The 16,916-nt window shown below is 65.1% G+C and carries 19 protein-coding genes and 1 pseudogene; 5 read left to right on the forward strand and 15 right to left on the reverse strand.

What is annotated here, in order from left to right:
- The first annotated feature begins 50 nt into the window (after positions 1–50).
- The 3 genes and pseudogenes from V6D40_RS02945 to thiD form a co-directional block, all read left to right on the forward strand.
- Positions 51–1,928: a GTPase domain-containing protein gene (locus V6D40_RS02945; RefSeq protein ID WP_334288866.1), complete on the forward strand. Its 1,878-nt coding sequence runs from the start codon at positions 51–53 to the stop codon at positions 1,926–1,928.
- A complete protein-coding gene (locus V6D40_RS02950; RefSeq protein ID WP_334288867.1) occupies positions 1,928–3,526 on the forward strand; it encodes a GTPase family protein in 1,599 nt (532 codons plus the stop codon). Before V6D40_RS02945 ends, V6D40_RS02950 begins: the two co-directional genes overlap by 1 nt.
- Before the next feature lie 15 nt (positions 3,527–3,541).
- A pseudogene (gene thiD / locus V6D40_RS02955) lies at positions 3,542–4,357 on the forward strand (bifunctional hydroxymethylpyrimidine kinase/phosphomethylpyrimidine kinase); the annotation flags it as partial.
- A 19-nt stretch (positions 4,358–4,376) separates the two neighbouring features.
- Here the strand turns inward: thiD and V6D40_RS02960 are convergent.
- The 15 genes from V6D40_RS02960 to rpsJ form a co-directional block, all read right to left on the reverse strand.
- The gene (locus V6D40_RS02960; RefSeq protein ID WP_334288868.1) at positions 4,377–5,573 is read right to left on the reverse strand and encodes an ABC transporter permease; all 1,197 of its coding nucleotides are present in this window, start codon (positions 5,571–5,573) and stop codon (positions 4,377–4,379) included.
- 59 nt (positions 5,574–5,632) lie between these two features.
- A complete protein-coding gene (locus V6D40_RS02965; protein ID WP_334288869.1) occupies positions 5,633–7,216 on the reverse strand; it encodes an HlyD family efflux transporter periplasmic adaptor subunit in 1,584 nt (527 codons plus the stop codon).
- A 27-nt stretch (positions 7,217–7,243) separates the two neighbouring features.
- Complete coding sequence (glmS, locus tag V6D40_RS02970) at positions 7,244–9,106, reverse strand: glutamine--fructose-6-phosphate transaminase (isomerizing) (protein ID WP_334288870.1); 1,863 nt, start codon at positions 9,104–9,106, stop codon at positions 7,244–7,246.
- A 49-nt stretch (positions 9,107–9,155) separates the two neighbouring features.
- Positions 9,156–10,121: an NAD(P)-binding domain-containing protein gene (locus V6D40_RS02975; RefSeq protein ID WP_334288871.1), complete on the reverse strand. Its 966-nt coding sequence runs from the start codon at positions 10,119–10,121 to the stop codon at positions 9,156–9,158.
- A 162-nt stretch (positions 10,122–10,283) separates the two neighbouring features.
- Positions 10,284–10,604, reverse strand: coding sequence for a 30S ribosomal protein S17 (gene rpsQ, locus V6D40_RS02980; RefSeq protein WP_334288872.1), 321 nt, complete (start codon positions 10,602–10,604; stop codon positions 10,284–10,286).
- A 2-nt stretch (positions 10,605–10,606) separates the two neighbouring features.
- A complete protein-coding gene (gene rpmC, locus V6D40_RS02985) occupies positions 10,607–10,846 on the reverse strand; it encodes a 50S ribosomal protein L29 (protein WP_334288873.1) in 240 nt (79 codons plus the stop codon).
- Positions 10,846–11,262: a 50S ribosomal protein L16 gene (rplP, locus tag V6D40_RS02990; RefSeq protein ID WP_334288874.1), complete on the reverse strand. Its 417-nt coding sequence runs from the start codon at positions 11,260–11,262 to the stop codon at positions 10,846–10,848. Before rplP ends, rpmC begins: the two co-directional genes overlap by 1 nt.
- A 2-nt stretch (positions 11,263–11,264) precedes the next feature.
- Complete coding sequence (gene rpsC / locus V6D40_RS02995) at positions 11,265–12,017, reverse strand: 30S ribosomal protein S3 (protein WP_334288875.1); 753 nt, start codon at positions 12,015–12,017, stop codon at positions 11,265–11,267.
- A complete protein-coding gene (gene rplV, locus V6D40_RS03000; protein ID WP_334288876.1) occupies positions 12,017–12,376 on the reverse strand; it encodes a 50S ribosomal protein L22 in 360 nt (119 codons plus the stop codon). Before rplV ends, rpsC begins: the two co-directional genes overlap by 1 nt.
- Before the next feature lie 3 nt (positions 12,377–12,379).
- The gene (gene rpsS / locus V6D40_RS03005) at positions 12,380–12,655 is read right to left on the reverse strand and encodes a 30S ribosomal protein S19 (protein WP_052205395.1); all 276 of its coding nucleotides are present in this window, start codon (positions 12,653–12,655) and stop codon (positions 12,380–12,382) included.
- 16 nt (positions 12,656–12,671) lie between these two features.
- Positions 12,672–13,505, reverse strand: a complete 834-nt coding sequence (gene rplB / locus V6D40_RS03010) for a 50S ribosomal protein L2 (RefSeq protein ID WP_334288877.1) — start codon at positions 13,503–13,505, stop codon at positions 12,672–12,674.
- 47 nt (positions 13,506–13,552) lie between these two features.
- A complete protein-coding gene (gene rplW, locus V6D40_RS03015) occupies positions 13,553–13,858 on the reverse strand; it encodes a 50S ribosomal protein L23 (protein WP_334288878.1) in 306 nt (101 codons plus the stop codon).
- On the reverse strand, positions 13,859–14,530 hold the full coding sequence (rplD, locus tag V6D40_RS03020; RefSeq protein WP_334288879.1) for a 50S ribosomal protein L4: 672 nt from the start codon (positions 14,528–14,530) through the stop codon (positions 13,859–13,861).
- Positions 14,527–15,180: a 50S ribosomal protein L3 gene (rplC, locus tag V6D40_RS03025; RefSeq protein ID WP_334288880.1), complete on the reverse strand. Its 654-nt coding sequence runs from the start codon at positions 15,178–15,180 to the stop codon at positions 14,527–14,529. The genes rplD and rplC overlap by 4 nt, the downstream gene beginning before the upstream one ends.
- Positions 15,181–15,194: 14 nt before the next feature.
- Positions 15,195–15,500: a 30S ribosomal protein S10 gene (gene rpsJ / locus V6D40_RS03030; protein WP_003848085.1), complete on the reverse strand. Its 306-nt coding sequence runs from the start codon at positions 15,498–15,500 to the stop codon at positions 15,195–15,197.
- Positions 15,501–15,996: 496 nt separating this feature from the next.
- Between rpsJ and V6D40_RS03035 the strand changes: the two genes are divergently transcribed.
- Both V6D40_RS03035 and V6D40_RS03040 read left to right on the forward strand, forming a co-directional pair.
- Positions 15,997–16,557 (forward strand): Asp23/Gls24 family envelope stress response protein, encoded by a 561-nt coding sequence (locus V6D40_RS03035; protein WP_334288881.1) that lies wholly within the window; start codon positions 15,997–15,999, stop codon positions 16,555–16,557.
- A 2-nt stretch (positions 16,558–16,559) separates the two neighbouring features.
- Complete coding sequence (locus V6D40_RS03040; RefSeq protein ID WP_334288882.1) at positions 16,560–16,886, forward strand: hypothetical protein; 327 nt, start codon at positions 16,560–16,562, stop codon at positions 16,884–16,886.
- The last annotated feature ends 30 nt before the right edge of the window (positions 16,887–16,916 follow it).

A 16,916-nucleotide genomic window follows, 5' to 3' on the forward strand; every position in this document is an offset into this window, starting at 1 on the left:
GCTGGGCTCGCATCGCGACGCGGGCTGGCGTGTCTGGAAAGATGGTCGGCGTGAATACTCCAGCAGTTCAGCCATCTGCACAGCCGACCGCGTCCCCCGCGGGCAACGACCCGCTCGATGCGGTCCGCACCCTGCGCGACACGCTGGCGGCAACCACGCTCGCGCCCGACGTGGCTGCGGACGCCAACGCCGTGGTCAACCAGCTGGACGACTACATCCTGCCGCGCCTGGCTAATCTCGACGCGCCACTTTTAGCCGTCATCGGCGGCTCCACCGGATCCGGCAAGTCCACCCTGGTCAACGCGCTTTTGCGAGAGCGCGTCTCCAACCCCGGCGTCATCCGCCCCACCACCCGCCAACCGGTGCTCGTGGCCAACCCGGCAGACGCGGAGTGGTTCAACTCCCCTCGCGTGCTGCCTGGTCTCACCCGCTCCCACGGCGCGGGCAACGAACAGTCGACCGCGCTTCGCATCGTGGAGACGCAAAGCATCCCGCAGGGGCTTTCGCTTCTCGACGCACCGGATTTCGATTCCATCGACGACCGCAACCGCGCGCTCGCTTCCCAGCTGCTCGCCGCTGCCGATTTGTGGATCTTCGTCACCACTCCGGCGCGCTACGCCGACCAGCTCGTGTGGAATTTCTTGAACGACGCGGCCGGCCGCGGCATCGAGGTCCTGGTGGTGCTGAACCGCCTCGACGAGGTCGCCCAGAAGACCGTGCCGCAGGACCTGCGCCGCATGATGGACGAGGCCGGCCTGACAGGCGCCACCGTTTTCACGGTGCCGTTCGTGGCCGACCTGGGCAAAGATGCAGCAGCCGCAGACGAGTTCTTGGACGCTGCGCTGGTCAGCCCCTTACGCGACTACCTGCAGCGCTTGGCGGAGGATTCAGCCGCCCGCCGCGCGGTCGCCGGCAAGACGGTCGCGGGCGCGCTCGAGGGCGCGCTAGACCGGGTATCCGCCATCACGGAGAGCCGCCAGCGCCGCGAGGACTTCGCCAACCAGCTCGACGAATCCATCTTCGAGCTGTACAAGTCCGCGCACCGCCACATCATTGACGCGACCTCCGACGGCAAGATGCTGCGCGCCGAGGTCATGGACCGCTGGCAGGACGTCGTCGGCACATCCGACGTGATCAGGGGTTTTGAGCGGTGGTTTTCGCAGACGGTGGACAAGGTCGGCAGCTTTTTCTCCGGTGAACCGGCGCCGATCCGCGAGGTGGAGACCGAGCTCGAGTCCGGCCTGCACGCCGTGATCGTGGACGCGGCCGACACCGCCGCCTCCCGGGCCTGGGCGCACGTCGGCGCCGTCGCACCGGAGCTGCGCCAGCACGCCGATCCGTCTCTTGCGCGCGCGAGCGAGGACATCAACGCCCGCGCGGCGCAGCTGATCCGCGACTGGCAGTCCGGCATTGTCGAGCACATTCAGGAGACCGCCGGCGAGAAGCGCCAGCGCGCCCGCGTCATGTCGCTGGGCCTGAACGTGGCCACGGTAGCGCTGATGCTCATGGTCTTCTCCACCACCGCGGGTCTGACAGGTGTGGAGGTCGGCATCGCGGGCGGCTCAGCTGTGGTTGGCCAGAAGCTGCTCGAGACAATCTTTGGAGAGGACACCGTCCGCCGCATGGCCTCAGACGCGCGCCGCGACCTCGACATGCGCCTCGACGACCTGCTGCGCGAGGAGCGCGAGCGCTACTTCTCGCTCACTGACCCCCTACTCCAGGGCGCATCCGCGGAAACCATCCGTCAGGCGGCGGATGGGGCTCGAGGGGCCGTCGATAAGCGGTTCCCGGGTGTGCTCACACCGCTGCCCGCACCTGCTGCCAACCCTCCTGCGGTACGCGAGGACGTCCAGGCGAGCTTTGAAAGCGGCACGCTGCGCGGCCTGTTCGACCAGCTGCGCGGCACGTTCGGGCAGGAGCGAAACTAATGGGCATCTTTTCTGCGAAGCCCACCCTCGGCGAGCGGCTAAACGCGCTGGATGAGGCCGCCGACATTGCCGCGCCGTACCTGCCCCAGGTGGAGGTTCACCAGCTCAAGCGCGTCGCGACGTCTGGCGCCGAACGCCGCGCGCTGTCCGCCGAGCACACCGTGGTGGGCTTCTTCGGCGCAACCGGCTCCGGCAAAACAAGCCTCTTTAACGCGGTCGTCGGCGAGGACTTGGGCAAGGCTGCGGCGAGGCGCCCCACCACGTCCTCCCCGCTCGCCGCCGTCTGGCACCCGGAGGGCTCCGAGGAACTCCTGGACTGGTTGGGAGTTGAGGACCGCCGCAACCGCGAGGGCGATTTCGCCCCGCACGCTGGCCCCATCATCCTGCTCGACCTGCCCGATTTCGACTCGGTCGAACTGTCGAACCGCGAGATCGCCACGCGCCTCGCCGGCCAGGTGGACGTGCTGGTGTGGGTGTCCGACCCGGAGAAGTACGCCGACTCCGTTATCCACGAACAGTTCATTCGACCGCACGCCGGCCACGCCGCGGTAACGCTTGCGGTGCTGAACAAAGCCGACCTGCTCCACCCGCTCGACCGGCCGACGGTTGCTGGCAGCTACAAGGAGCTTTTGCTTGCCGACGGCCTGTCAAACATCACCGTCATCCCCACCTCAACCCGCAGCGGCGACGGGATCGACGACCTGCGCGGCGCAATCGCGAAGGTGGCGAAAGCCCACAACGCCCAGTCCGCCCGCATCGAGGCCGACATCAAGGCCGCGACCCGCGAGTTCCTCCCCGCCCGCGAGGCCGGCGCCGTGGACAAACATGCGAAGAAACAGCTCGACGCTGTGCTTTCGCAGGCCGCCGGCGCAGACCGCATCGCCGACACCACGGCTGCGGCCTACCGCAAGCGCCTGCGCGAGCGCACCGGCTGGCTGCTGACATCCTGGATCACCCGTTTCAGGCCCGACCCCTTGAAGCGGCTGGGCTTGCGCGAAGAGGCCGACGAGGTCGGCGTGCACCGCACCTCCATGCCGGAGCTTGACGCCGCGTCCAAGGCGGTGGCTAACAAAGGACTGCGCGACTACTCCCACGCCGCTGCTGAGGGACTGCCCCACGCGTTTTCCGCCGCTATCGCCGACCGCACCGAAGACATCTCCCAGGCGCTGCCCTCGGAGCTGGACCGCTCGATCGCACGCACGCAGCTGCCCGCGGAGCCGTCGAAGGGCTGGTCGATCCTCACTGTCTTCCAATGGCTCGCGCTCGTCGCGGCACTTATCGGCGTCATCTGGTACCTCGTGGTGGCGTTCGTGCCCGGTGTGCTCACCCCGCTCGTGGGCGATAACCTCGTCCCGCAGGTCGAGGGCTGGCCGGTGCCGACGCTGTTGATCATGGCCGGACTGCTCATCGGGTTGGTAATCGGCCTGATTACCTCCGTCTTCGGCGGGGTGATCGGCGGTAACGTGCGCCGACGCACCCGCGCAGCAATACAGAAAGAGGTGGCGGCCACCTCGCAGACCACCGTCGTCGAACCGCTGCAGGCGATCCGCAACGACTACGACCACTTCGCCAACCGCATCACCACCGCCGCCAAGTAGGTACGTTGGGGTGGCATGACAACGCGAATCCCCAACGTGCTTTCCATCGCCGGCACCGACCCAACAGGCGGCGCCGGCATTCAGGCTGATTTGAAGTCGATCTCCGTCGCAGGCGGGTTCGGCATGTGCGTGGTCACCTCACTCGTCGCGCAGAACACCCAGGGCGTGCGCGAAATCCACACCCCGCCGCAGGAGTTCCTTCAGGCCCAGCTCGCTGCCGTGTTCGACGACGTCCAGGTCGACGCGGTCAAGGTGGGCATGCTTGGCGACGCCGCCACCACAAACACAGTCTCCGAGTTCCTGAAGGGCCAGGGCGTGCCCGTCGTGGTGGTCGACCCGGTGATGGTGGCGACCTCCGGCGACCGCCTCCTCACCCAGGACGCGGAAGAGGCGCTTCGCCAGTTTGTGAAGGATCACGCCACCGTGGTCACGCCGAACATCCCAGAGTTGGCGGTGCTGACGAATAACGCTGAGGCTGAAAGCTTCGAAGAAGCGCTCGAGCAGGGCCGCGACTACGCCCGCGCGACCGGCGTGGCGGTGCTGGTAAAGGGTGGGCATTTGAGCGGCGACGCCGCATCCAACGCGCTGGTCCAGCCCGACGGGACCACGGACGTCGCCGAGGTACCCCGCGTGGACACCAAGAACACCCACGGCACGGGGTGTTCGCTGTCCTCAGCGCTGGCAGCGCGCCTGCTGCTGGATTCGGACCCCGCTGCCGCGCTTGCCTGGACCTCGACCTGGCTGCACGAGGCGATCGCCTCAGCCGACGAGCTCAACGTGGGCAAAGGCCACGGACCCGTGCACCACTTCCACCGGCTCTACCGCTTGGCGGACGGGGTCTAAGCCGCCCCTACTCGTAGCGCAGCGCCTCGATGGGGCGCATGCGCGCGGCTCGGCTGGCCGGGTACCAGCCGAAGAAGAGCCCGATCGCGAGCGAGAACAGCAGCGCGATCAGTACGGCGCTTACCGGTGGCAGCGCCATACTGCCCATCGCCGAGGTGCCGGCCATACCCACCGCGGTACCCAGCAGCACCCCGATGACGCCGCCGAGCAGGCAGATCATCATGGCCTCTGTCACGAACTGGGTGCGCACCGCCCGGCGGGTGGCGCCCAGCGCCATTCTCACGCCGATCTCCCGGGTGCGCTCGGTGACGGACACCAGCATGATGTTCATCACGCCGATGCCGCCGACCAAAAGCGAGATGCCGCCGATAGCCGAGATGACGAGGCTGATCATGGACATCGTCTGGTTGACTTGATCAATTTCGGACTTGGTGTCGAGCACCTTCGCCTCGAAATCCGCGTCGTCTGCGTACGCCTGCTCCGCCCACGTGGTGACGTCTTGGGACACGCTGTCCGTGCCCTCTGGGGTGAGCGCGCGGATCTGCATCATGGAGAAACCCTGGACGGGGTCGCTAGCAAGCCGGGCTTGCGCTGTGTACGGCACGTAGATCAGCGCGTCCTCCGGAACGTAAACCAGCGGCGAGGACTTCGCAGCCCGCCCGTAGGCGCCAACCACCTGGAAGCTGGCGTAGCGCCCGCCGACCTCGACGTCGAGATTCGCGCCGACGGCCGAATCGGGGTCCCCGTTGAAATACTTCTCCACGACTTCCGGGGAGATAACGGCGACCGCCCGATCAGCGGCGATGTCGTCGTCGGTGAACACTCGCCCGGCGGTCAGGGTGTGGTTCTGGACCTCGATGTAGTCCGCGTTGACGAACTCGACTCCAGCCTTGCCCTCGTTCAGCCCCCGGGTGACGCGGGCGGTCTCGCGGCCGGCGTCGAGCGCAATGCCTTGGATTTGCGGACCAATGTAACCGCGGAGTTGGTCCACCATCTCGGGCGTGATGAGCGATTCCTCCGGAACTTCCTCGTAGTACCAGGTGTCTGCGTCTTGCTCGGTTTGGCGAGCTTTGACTTGCACGTTAACGTCGTTCAGCCCGAACTGCTCAAAGTCGTCCAAGAGCTGCTGCTGCATTCCCTTACCAAGCGACATAATCGCCACCACTGCCGCGATGCCGATAATCACGCCGAGAAGTGTCAGCACCGAGCGCAGCTTGTTGGCCCGCAGGCTCGTGCTTGCAAGCCTGAGCGCCTCGCGGGGATTCACTCCTGCTCGCCGCCGTTATCAAGCAGCGCGACCCGGGTGCCCACCCTGTCGCGGTAGTCCCCCGGCGACTTCACCACGCGCGTGCCCTCGGGCAAACCTTTAACCTCGGCCTCGAGGTCGGTGACGAGTCCGAGGGTGACGTCAGCGCTCGCGACGTCGTACTCCTCCTCGGAGCCGTCGACTGGGGTGAGCACGATGACGGAGTAGGAGCCGTTGTTGTCGATAACCGCCTCGCGGGGCACGGTTAGCGTCTCCTTCGCCGTGCCAGTGGTGATCTGCACCTTCGCGGTGCCGCCGATGCGGAGCCCCTCCGTGTCGCCGGTGACTTCGATGGTGACGGGGAACTCCGGCCGCGCCGGGGCTTGGCCGCCCTCGGGCCCGCCCGGGGCTGGCGCCGCAACAGAGGAAATGTCGGTGACCTTGCCGCGGTACTGTTTCATCCCGCTGCTCGGAGTAGTGAAGGTGACCTCGTTGCCCACCGTGATCTTGCCCGAGTCAACCTCGTTCACGTTCGCGGTAAGGATGAGCCGGTTCGGGTCTGCGACGGTGACAAGGTGCCCCGCCGACGGTTGACCGCGCTGCGCGATGACCTCGGTGACCACCCCGTTCATCGGGGAGCGGACCTCGCCGGAGGCGACATCGACGCGCAGCTGGCTCTGCCCCACCTCGGCAGCAGCCTGGGACGCGCTCAGGCTGCGCTGCGCCTGGTCCACGCTGGAGGCGGTGGCTGCCAGCTCCTGCTGCACCGACAGGCGCGTGACCTCGAGAGCGATATCGGCGTTGTTCTTCGACTGGAACGCCTGGGAAACCGCGCGCTGCTTCGCCTCCAAATCGGCGTCGACTGCCTGGAGGGAGGCATCGTAGGCGCGCTGCGCGGCGTCCAGCTCGCGCTGGGCGCCGGTGTAGCGCTCATCCGCCTCGAGGATGCCGATGACGGGGCCCATCTGGTCGATCTGCGAGGTCAGCGCCGAGACCACGTTGTTGACGTTCGCGCGCACCGAATCCAACCCGGCAAGCGTGACGTTGCGGCGGGCCGCGTCGACCGCGTTCGCCTGCTGCACGATGTCGGGGTCCATGCCGGACTCGTGGAGTTGCTTTTGGTGGTTGAAGGTGGCCAACGCGTCGTCGTAAAGCAGCTGAGCCTCGCGCTGCGCCGCCTCGGCTTGCGTGATGCGGCTGTTGAGCCCGCGGTTCAGCGCCTCCTGCTGCTGCCCCAGCTCCTGCTGGGCGCGCTGGAGCTCGTTCTGCGACGCCACGTCCGACGTCATCTGCTGCGCCCGCTGGGCATCGAGCTCGCGCTGCGCGCTCGAGGTGTCGACCCGCGCGACGATCTGGCCCTCCTGCACCGGCTGGCCGACGCGGACGTCGATAGCCGTGACGGGACCTGTCAGTGTGGTGGTCAGCGCGACCACCTCCACCGAACCGATGTTGGCGCTCGCCGACACCTTTGAAACCACGTCCTTCGGCGCCAGCTGCACCGTGTCCGATGCGGGCACGGCCCCGGTGCCGTCCCCGCAGGCAGCAAGGAGAAGCGCCGCGAGAACCGGCGCGCTACGAGCAGCGAGCTTTCGAGTTTTCACGCAGTTAGGATAGCAAAGCTACCGGCGCTACTCGACGGTCACAGACTTAGCCAAGTTGCGCGGCTGGTCGACGTTGAGGCCCTTCGCCTCCGCCACCGCGCAGGCGAAGACCTGCAGCGGCACCGTCGCCAGCAGCGGCTGCAGCAGGCCCGCTGATTCAGGGATGCGGATGATGTGGTTGGCGAACTGGACCACGTCCTCGTCGCCCTCCTCCGCAATGACGATGGTGACGGCGCCGCGGGCGCGCACCTCCTGGATGTTGGAGACAACCTTGGCGTGCAGGTTGTTGCGGGACAGCTTCGACGGGACGATGACGAAGACCGGCTGCCCCTCCTCCACAAGCGCGATCGGGCCGTGCTTGAGCTCGCCTGCGGCGAAGCCCTCCGCGTGCATGTAGGCCACTTCCTTCAGCTTCAGCGCGCCCTCCAGGGCGACCGGGAAGCCGACGTGGCGGCCGAGGAAGAGCACCGACTTGGCGTCCGCCAGCTCGTCGCCCAGCTCGCGCACCTCGCCTGCGCGGTCCAGCACCTGCTGGATCTTGTCCGGCATTTCCTGCAGCTGCGCCACAATGCGGCGGATCTCATCGGCGTACTTGTTGCCGCGCACCTGCGCCAGGTACAGGGCGAGCAGGTACGCCGCAACAATCTGGGAGATGAACGCCTTCGTCGACGCCACGGCGATCTCGGGGCCGGCGTAGGTGTAGAGCACGGCATCCGCCTCGCGCGGAATGGAGGCGCCCACGGTGTTGCAGATCGCGATTACCTTCGCCCCCTGCTCGCGCGCGTGGCGCACAGCCATGAGCGTGTCCATCGTCTCGCCGGACTGGGAAACCGCCACGACCAAAGTCTGCTCGTTGACAATCGGGTCGCGGTAGCGGAACTCGTGCGCGAGCTCCACCTCCGTCGGGATGCGACACCAGTGCTCGATTGCGTAGCGGGCCACCTGGCCAGCGTAGGCTGCGGTGCCGCATGCCACGATGATGATCTTGTTCACCGAGCGCAGCACCGACTCATCAATGCGCAGCTCGTCGAGGGTGAGCGCGCCGGTGTCGTCGAAACGGCCGTAGAGCGTGTCGCGCACAGCAGCGGGCTGGTCGTGAATCTCCTTCTCCATGAAGGAGTTGTAGCCGCCCTTCTCGGCGGCTGTGATGTCCCACTCGACGCGGAATGCCTTGCCTTCAGCAGCCTCCCCGTCGAAGGTGATGATGTCATAGCCGTCCGCCGTGACGGTGACAATCTGGCCGTTGTCCATCTCGACCGCGTCGCGGGTGTACTCGATGAAGCCGGAAACGTCCGAGCTCAGGAAGTTTTCGCCCTCGCCGGTGCCGATCACCAGCGGCGAGTTCCAGCGCGCCGCCACAATTTTGTCGGGTTGGTCCGCGTGGATCGCCAGCAGGGTGAACGCGCCCTCGAGGCGCTGCGCGGTCAGCTGCATCGCCTTTGTCAGGTCCGCGCCTGCTTCTGCGTTGTAGATGTCCAGCAGCAGCGTCGCCGCAACCTCGGTGTCCGTCTCAGAGGCGAAGGCGTAGCCCTTGCCCGCAAGCTCCGCCTTCAGCGCGGCGAAGTTCTCGATGATGCCGTTGTGCACCACCGCCAGCTTGTTGCCGCCGACGACGTGCGGGTGCGCGTTCTCGTCCGTTGGGCCGCCGTGGGTGGCCCAACGGGTGTGGCCGATGCCCAGGCTGGAAGTGTCCAGCGGGTTGTCCGCGATTTCGGCCTCTAGGTCGGCGACTTTGCCCGCCTTCTTCCGGCACTCGATGGTGCCGTTCGCCGCGATGGCGACACCGGCTGAGTCGTAGCCCCGGTACTCCAACCTGCGCAGCCCATCAATGATCACGTTCTTGGCGTCGCGCTGCGCATTCGCAGCGACATATCCGACGATTCCACACATGGGAAAAACGCTACACGCGATCACCCACGTGGGTAGAAAATAGGTACGCTCAGGTGCTTTCTTCGATGCCGGCGATGTCCCGGGCGGCCTGTTTGGCAAAGGGCGCCACACCCATCAACGTCGCCGAACCTTCGCCGTTCCAGTTGCCGTAGCCAACAAGGTGCAGATTGTCCACCACAGGTTCGCGACCGCGAACGAGGTGACGGAACGGGCCGAGGGCTGGCCGGAAGCCAGTGCACCAGATCAGGTGGTCGTGATCAAGCTCATCCAGGTTGTGGAACATGGGCGTGGCGGTGAGCTGGTGGGAATCGCGGAGCTCACGGAGACGAGGAAGCGCGACAATGTCCCCGAGATCCGGCCCAGCAATGCCGCCCAGGATCTGTCGGCGGCTGCGGAGGAAAAGGTCTCGTCCGTCGACGTCATCAGGCATCCAGCGAGGCTCACCCCGCGTGAACCACGTGACCTCCGCAGTGCCAATGAGGTCCCCGGCGATCTGCGCACCCGAGTTCGCACCGCCAACCACCGCGACCTTTGCGCCGCGGAACGGTTCAGGCCCAGGGTAGGTGACCGTGTGCCACTGACGCCCGCGGAACGTGCCGGGATAGTGGGGCACAAAAGGCGCGGACCAAGTGCCCGTCGCGGCGACAAGATGGTTTGCAGTGAATTGACCGGCGCACGTATCCAAGCGGAACACCCCGCTGTCGTGTTCCACGTCTCGGACATCGACCGGGCGTCGAACGGGCAGGTCGTATCTGCGTTCGTAGCGTTCGAGGTAATCGACGACGTGGCTCGCCGGCGGATACCCCGGGTGCGGCGGCATAGGCCAGCCGGGCAGGTTAGAAAATCCTGCGGCCGAAAACAGCGTGAGCGAAGGCCACGCATGCAACCACGCCCCGCCTGGGGCTTCTTGGTTGTCCAAGACGAGGAAGTCCACCCCAAGGCGGCGCAGGTAATAGGCGGTGGCTAGGCCGGATTGACCACCACCAACGATGATGGCGGTATGGTGCTCAGCCAACGAAACCCACCACTTTCGGCATGCGCGGTAGCGCCGCCATGACCTTGGGCAGGTGATTCATGACGGCGAGTCTAGTCAGTTGCCCATAGGTACGGCGAAACCCGCCTCGGCCCTGGAGTTGGGCTGGGCGGGTTGACGCTTGCGTCGATAAGCGGTGCTTGCTTAACGAGCCTTCTCGATGATCTCGACGAGACGGAAGTGCTTGTCCTTGGACAGCGGGCGGGTCTCCTCGATGCGGACGAGATCGCCGATGCCGGCGGAGTTGGTCTCGTCGTGCGCCTTCACGCGCGTGGTGGTACGGACGATCTTGCCGTACAGCGGGTGGGACTTGCGGTCCTCAACCTCAACCACGATCGTCTTGTCCATCTTGTCGGACACGACGTAGCCGCGGCGACGCTTCTGCAGGCCCTTCTCCTTCGGCTTCGCCTCAGTGTGCTTCGGGCCCTTGCCAGTGTTGTTCTCAGTCACGTTTGCCTCAGTCATGGTTATGCCTCAGCTCCTGCAGACTCGGGTACAACGGACAGGCCGAGCTCGCGCTCGCGCAGCACGGTGTAGATGCGTGCGATGTCGCGCTTCACGGTGGAGATGCGGCGGTTGTTGGTCAACTGACCCGTCGCGAGCTGGAAGCGCAGGTTGAACAGCTCTTCCTTCGCCTCGGACAGGCGGGTGCGCAGCTCATCGTCGTTGAGCTCGCGGAATTCGGATGCGGGGGTACCGGTAGCCATTAGAACTGGTCCTCCTTCTTGATCACGCGGGTCTTGCACGGCAGCTTCGCGCCAGCGCGGCGCAGAGCCTCCATAGCAGTCTCCTCGTTCGGGTAGGACATCTCGAAGAGGATGCGGCCCGGCTTCACGTTGGCCACCCACTTCTCAACCGGGCCCTTACCGGAACCCATACGCACGCCGAGCGGCTTCTGGGTCAGCGGACGGTCCGGGAAGATGTTGATCCAGACCTTACCGCCGCGCTTGACGTGGCGGTTGATCGCGATACGAGCGGACTCGATCTGGCGGTTGGTGATGTAGGCCGGCTCGAGAGCCTGCAGGCCGTAGTCACCGAAGTTGATCTGGTTGCCGCCCTTGGACACGCCGGAACGGCCCGGACGGTGCTGACGGCGGTACTTCACGCGCTTAGGAATAAGCATGTTTAGCCCTCCTGCTTCTGCTCGGCGCGCTGCTGGCGGCGCTGGCCACCGCGGCGCGGGCGGCGATCGCGGTCGCCGCGGCCACCGCGCTCGTTCTTCGGTGCGTTGAGCTCAGACTCACGAACGCCACCGACGACATCGCCCTTGTAGATCCACACCTTGACGCCGATGACGCCGAAGGTGGTGTGTGCCTCTGCCGTGCCGTAGTCGATCTCCGCACGAAGGGTGTGCAGGGGCACGCGGCCTTCGTGGTAGCGCTCGACACGGGACATCTCAGCGCCGCCCAGACGGCCAGAGGTCATCACCTTGATGCCCTTGACCTGCGGGTTGCGCATCGCGGACTGGATAGCCTTGCGCATCGCGCGGCGGAACGCCACACGGTTGACAAGCTGCTCAGCGATCGACTGCGCGACCAGGGTCGCGTTGGCGTCGACGTTCTTGACCTCGATGATGTTGAGGGCGACCATCTTGCCGGTGAGCTTCTCCAGCTCGCGGCGGATGCGGTCAGCCTCAGCGCCGCGGCGGCCAATCACAATGCCCGGTCGGGCGGTGTGAATGTCCACGCGGACGCGGTCGCGGGTGCGCTCGATGACAACATCGGCGATACCGGCGCGCTCGAGGTTCTTCTCCAGGTACTCCCGGATCTTGATGTCCTCAGCAACGTAGTCGGCGTAGTTCTTGTCGGCGTACCAGTGGGACTTCCAATCGGAAGTGATACCCAGGCGCAGGCCGTGGGGGTGGATTTTCTGACCCATTAGTTCGCCTCTTCCTTGGACTCGACGACAACAGTGATGTGGGAGGTGCGCTTCCGGATCTGGAATGCGCGGCCCTGTGCGCGCGGCTGGTAGCGGCGCATGGTCGGGCCCTCGTTGGCGTAGCACTCTGCGATAACCAGGGTGCGCGGATCCAGGCCGAAGTTGTTCTCGGCGTTGGCCGCTGCGGACGCGACGACCTTGGCAACCGGCTTAGCGGCGTCCTGCGGCGCGTACTTCAGAATTGCGAGGGCCTCGGACACGGACTTCCCGCGGACGAGAGCCAGCACGCGGCGGGCCTTCATCGGGGTAGTGCGCACGAACTTGGCCGTCGCGGATGCAGTGGTGATGGTCTCAGCCATTGCTTATCGACGTCCCTTCGTTTCCTTGACGTGACCCTTGAAGGTCTTGGTGGGTGCAAACTCGCCGAGCTTGTGGCCGACCATGGACTCGTCTACGAACACCGGCACGTGCTTGCGTCCGTCGTGGACAGCAAAGGTGTGGCCGATGAAATCGGGGAGAATGGTCGAGCGGCGAGACCAGGTCTTGATGACCTGCTTGGTGCCGGCCTCGTTCTGAGCGTCCACCTTGTTGAGGAGGTGCTCATCGACGAACGGGCCCTTCTTCAGGCTGCGTGGCATGTAGTCTTACCTCCTCTTAGCGCTTCTTCGTGCGACGGCGGCGCACGATCATGTTGTTCGAGTAACGGTTCGGGTTGCGGGTGCGGCCTTCCTTCTGGCCCCACGGCGAAACCGGGTGGCGACCACCGGAGGTCTTACCCTCACCACCACCGTGCGGGTGGTCAACCGGGTTCATAACCACACCACGCACGGTCGGGCGCCAGCCCTTCCAGCGCATGCGGCCGGCCTTACCCCAGCGGATGTTGATCTGGTCGGCGTTACCGACCTCACCAACGGTTGCGCGGCAGCGGATGTCCACGCGGCGGATCTCGGAGGACGGCATACGCAGCACTGCGTAGGAGCCTTCCTTACCCAGAAGCTGGATGGACGTACCTGCGGAACGGGCGAGCTTGGCGCCTGCGCCCGGCTTCAGCTCCACGCAGTGGATGGTGGTACCCGTCGGGATGTTGCGCAGCGGCAGGTTGTTGCCAACCTTGATGTCGGCGTTCGGACCGGACTCGATCACGGTGCCCTGGGTCAGACCCTTCGGCGCAATGATGTAGCGCTTCTCACCGTCGTAGTAGTGCAGCAGCGCAATGTTGGCGGTGCGGTTCGGGTCGTACTCGATGTGAGCGACCTTTGCCAGCACGCCGTCCTTGTCGGAACGGCGGAAGTCGATCACGCGGTAGCGACGCTTGTGGCCGCCGCCGCGGTGGCGGGTGGTGATGTGGCCGTGAGAGTTGCGGCCACCCTTCTTCGGGAGCGGGCGCAGCAGGGACTTCTCCGGAGTCGAGCGAGTGATTTCCTCGAACTCGGAAACAGAGCTGTTGCGGCGACCCGGGGTTGTCGGCTTGTACTTGCGAATAGCCATAGTGTGTCCTTTTCTATCGGTATCTTCGTGATACGAGAGCCACGGTCTTAGACCGTTGCGCCGCCGAAGATGTCGATGGAGTCGCTGCCCTCGCGGAGAGTGACGTAGGCGCGCTTGGTGTCCTTGCGCTTACCGAAACCGGTGCGGGAGCGCTTGCGCTTGCCCTCGCGGTTCGCGGTGTTCACCGAAGCAACGTCGACGCCAAAGATCTCTTCCACGGCAATCTTGATCTGGGTCTTGTTCGCAGACGGGTTCACGAAAAACGTGTACGTGTTCTGCTCCATCAGCGCGTAGGTCTTCTCAGAGAGAACCGGGGCGATGATGATGTCGCGAGCGTTGGCGATCTTAGCCATTTACTTCTCCTCCTCCGTAGCGCCGGCTGCAGCTGCGAGCTCGTTGCCGCGGTTGATGAAGGTGTGCAGTGCCTCGACCGTAAACACGACGTCGTCAGCGTTGAGCACGTCGTAGGTGTTCAGCATGTTCGGAGAGATGATGTGGACGCCCGGCAGATTCCGTGCGGAAAGACGGGAGTTGACATCCTCGCTGCCGGTAACCAGCAGAACGGACTTACGGTCGGTCAGGCGCTCGATGAAGGCGCGGGCGGACTTTGTCGACGGGGTCTGGCCCGGGACAAGGTCCTCCACAACGTGGATGCGACCGTTGCGTGCGCGGTCGGTCAGTGCGCCTGCGAGAGCTGCCTTGATCATCTTCTTGGGGGTGCGCTGCGCGTAGGAACGCGGCTGCGGACCGTGAACGGTGCCACCGCCGGTGAAGTGCGGCGCGCGGATCGAACCCTGGCGGGCGCGACCGGTGCCCTTCTGGCGGAACGGCTTCTTGCCACCGCCGCGGACCTGGCCGCGGGTCTTGGTGGCGTGGGTGCCCTGGCGGGCTGCCGCGAGCTGCGCGATAACAACCTGGTGCATCAGCGCAATCGAAGCCTCGCGGTCAAAAAACTCTGCCGGAAGCTCAACGGTGCCGTTGGTAGCTCCCTCAGCGGTGTGGACGTCGAGCGTCAAGTTCGTCATGCGTGAGCACCGCCCTTCACTGCGGTCTTGACGGTAACAAGGCTGCCCTTCGGGCCCGGGATAGCGCCCTTGATCAGGATCAGGTTGTTGTCGCCGTCGATGCGTTGGATCTTCAAGTTCTGGGTAGTAACGCGGTTACCGCCCATGCGGCCAGCCATGCGCTTGCCCTTGAACACGCGGCCCGGGGTAGCGCAGGCGCCGATGCCGCCGACGCGGCGGTGCGATGCCTGGTTACCGTGGGCAGCACCCTGGCCGGCGAAGCCGTGGCGCTTCATGGCGCCGGCGTAGCCCTTGCCCTTGGTGGTGCCGACGACGTCGACGTAGGTGTCGCCGTCGAAGATGGTCGCGTTGAACTCCTGGCCGACCTCGTACTCGGAGGTGTCGTCCATACGGATTTCAGCCACGTAGCGGCGCGGGTTCACGCCAGCCTTTTTGAAGTGGCCAGCCTGCGGCTTCTTCGCCTTACGGGGATCGATGTCGCCGTAAGCGATCTGGATGGCGGAGTAGCCATCGGTCTCTGGGGTACGGATCTGGGTGACCACGCACGGACCAGCTTGGACGACGGTAACCGGGATAACTCGGTTGTCCTCGTCGAAGATCTGGGTCATGCCGATCTTCTTGCCCAGAATCCCTTTCTGGTTGTCAGACATTTTTGTTCTCCTGCTTACTGGATGTTCACGTCAACGCTGGCCGGAAGGTCGATGCGCATAAGCGCGTCGACGGTCTTCGGCGTCGGATCGAGAATATCGATGAGGCGCTTGTGGGTGCGCATCTCGAAGTGCTCGCGAGAATCCTTGTACTTGTGCGGAGAACGAATGACGGCGTACACGTTCTTTTCAGTGGGCAACGGCACCGGTCCAACGACGCGGGCACCCGTGCGGGTGACCGTCTCAACGATCTTCTTCGCGGATGCGTCGATCGCTTCGTGGTCGTAGGCCTTGAGCCTGATGCGGATCTTCTGTCCCGCCACGCTTACCTCTTCCTCGCATCCCCACATTCCCGTTACTTGCCTTGAGTAAAGCTCGTATTCGGAATTGGTGGGGTTGTAGCTTGTAGTTTCTCTATAACGTTGTCCGGGCTGGGCCCTTGGCTCAACGCCAGTGTCGTTCAATGACTGCCATGACACTGCCGGAAAGATGGGGCGAACGGCGCAAAACTGCGCGTACGTGCCATTGCTTTCCCCGTCCCTTAATAGATAAGGAATAGGTGTCAGACTCGGAAGGGTGCGTGACCTTTCGCGTACTGCCGCTGTTTATTTGCCATGTCCCACCCCGGTGGGTGTGTCATGGTCGCTTCACCATCGCCGGTGCGTGCGCACGGGCCATGTCAAAGCAACCTGCGTATTTAAACACACGGCACAAAGTAAATGCAATTTCCGCTTGCCGACGCCCCGCGCAACACCAAACCCATTTCCTTAAAAGCAGGTAGGCTTGCCATGTACGTATCTCCCTTTGAAAGGACCCATCATGGCCCAGAACACCCCGGCTAACTCCACCTCCACCGAGACTACGGCGGCCGCGAACACTGCCGCCGCTACCCCGGCCGCTTCCACCACTTCGGCTGTTGAGCCGGAGCAGGTTCGCCCGCGCAACGAGAACCTGGAGACCGAGCACGGCACCACGGTTATCGACGACAACGTTGTGGGCAAGATCGCCGGCATCGCCGCCCGCGAGGTGTCCGGCGTGCACAACCTCGGCGGCGGTGCAGCCCGCATGTGGGGTGCTGTCCGCGAGTCCTTCACGTCCTCCACCAACGTGCAGCAGGGTGTCAACGTCGCTGTCCAGGACGGCCATGTGAACGTCGCTGTCGCCATCATCGCAGAATACGGCGTTGCTATTCACGAGCTGGCCAACGCCATCCGCGAGAACATCACCGTCGCCGTCACCCGCATGACCGGCCTGATCGTCGACCGTGTCGACGTCACCGTCCACGACGTTCACCTGCCGGAGCAGGAGACCGCCGCGCCCCAGGAACAGTACGACGAGCCGGTGAACTACCAGGCAGCTAACCCGGCTCTGGGCCAGTAGTTATGGCACAGGCCACCGTTACCCGCGAAACGGCCCACGCAGCGCGCGATGCCGCGCTAGGCGTGGACGGTGTGGCGGGCCTCGACGGGGGTCGCGTCGGCGAAGTCGCTCTCCTGCTTCCCGGAGAGCGCGTTGAGGGTCTGAAGCACGCGCAACGCGGCGACGCGGGAACCGGCATCGAGGCGCACATTGTCTTCGACGTCAGTTCCGGCAGGGACATCGAGTCTGTCGCCGGTGACGTGCGAAACGCGATTCTTGCCAACACGGACTTCACGTTCGTCGACGTCGTTGTCGCCGACGCTGTTGACGGCGCGTCCTCGTCCGACTAACCGGAAGACACTTCAACCGGAAACACTGGT

It is taken from the genome of Corynebacterium sp. Marseille-Q4381, assembly GCF_036881695.1.
Classification (GTDB): domain Bacteria; phylum Actinomycetota; class Actinomycetes; order Mycobacteriales; family Mycobacteriaceae; genus Corynebacterium.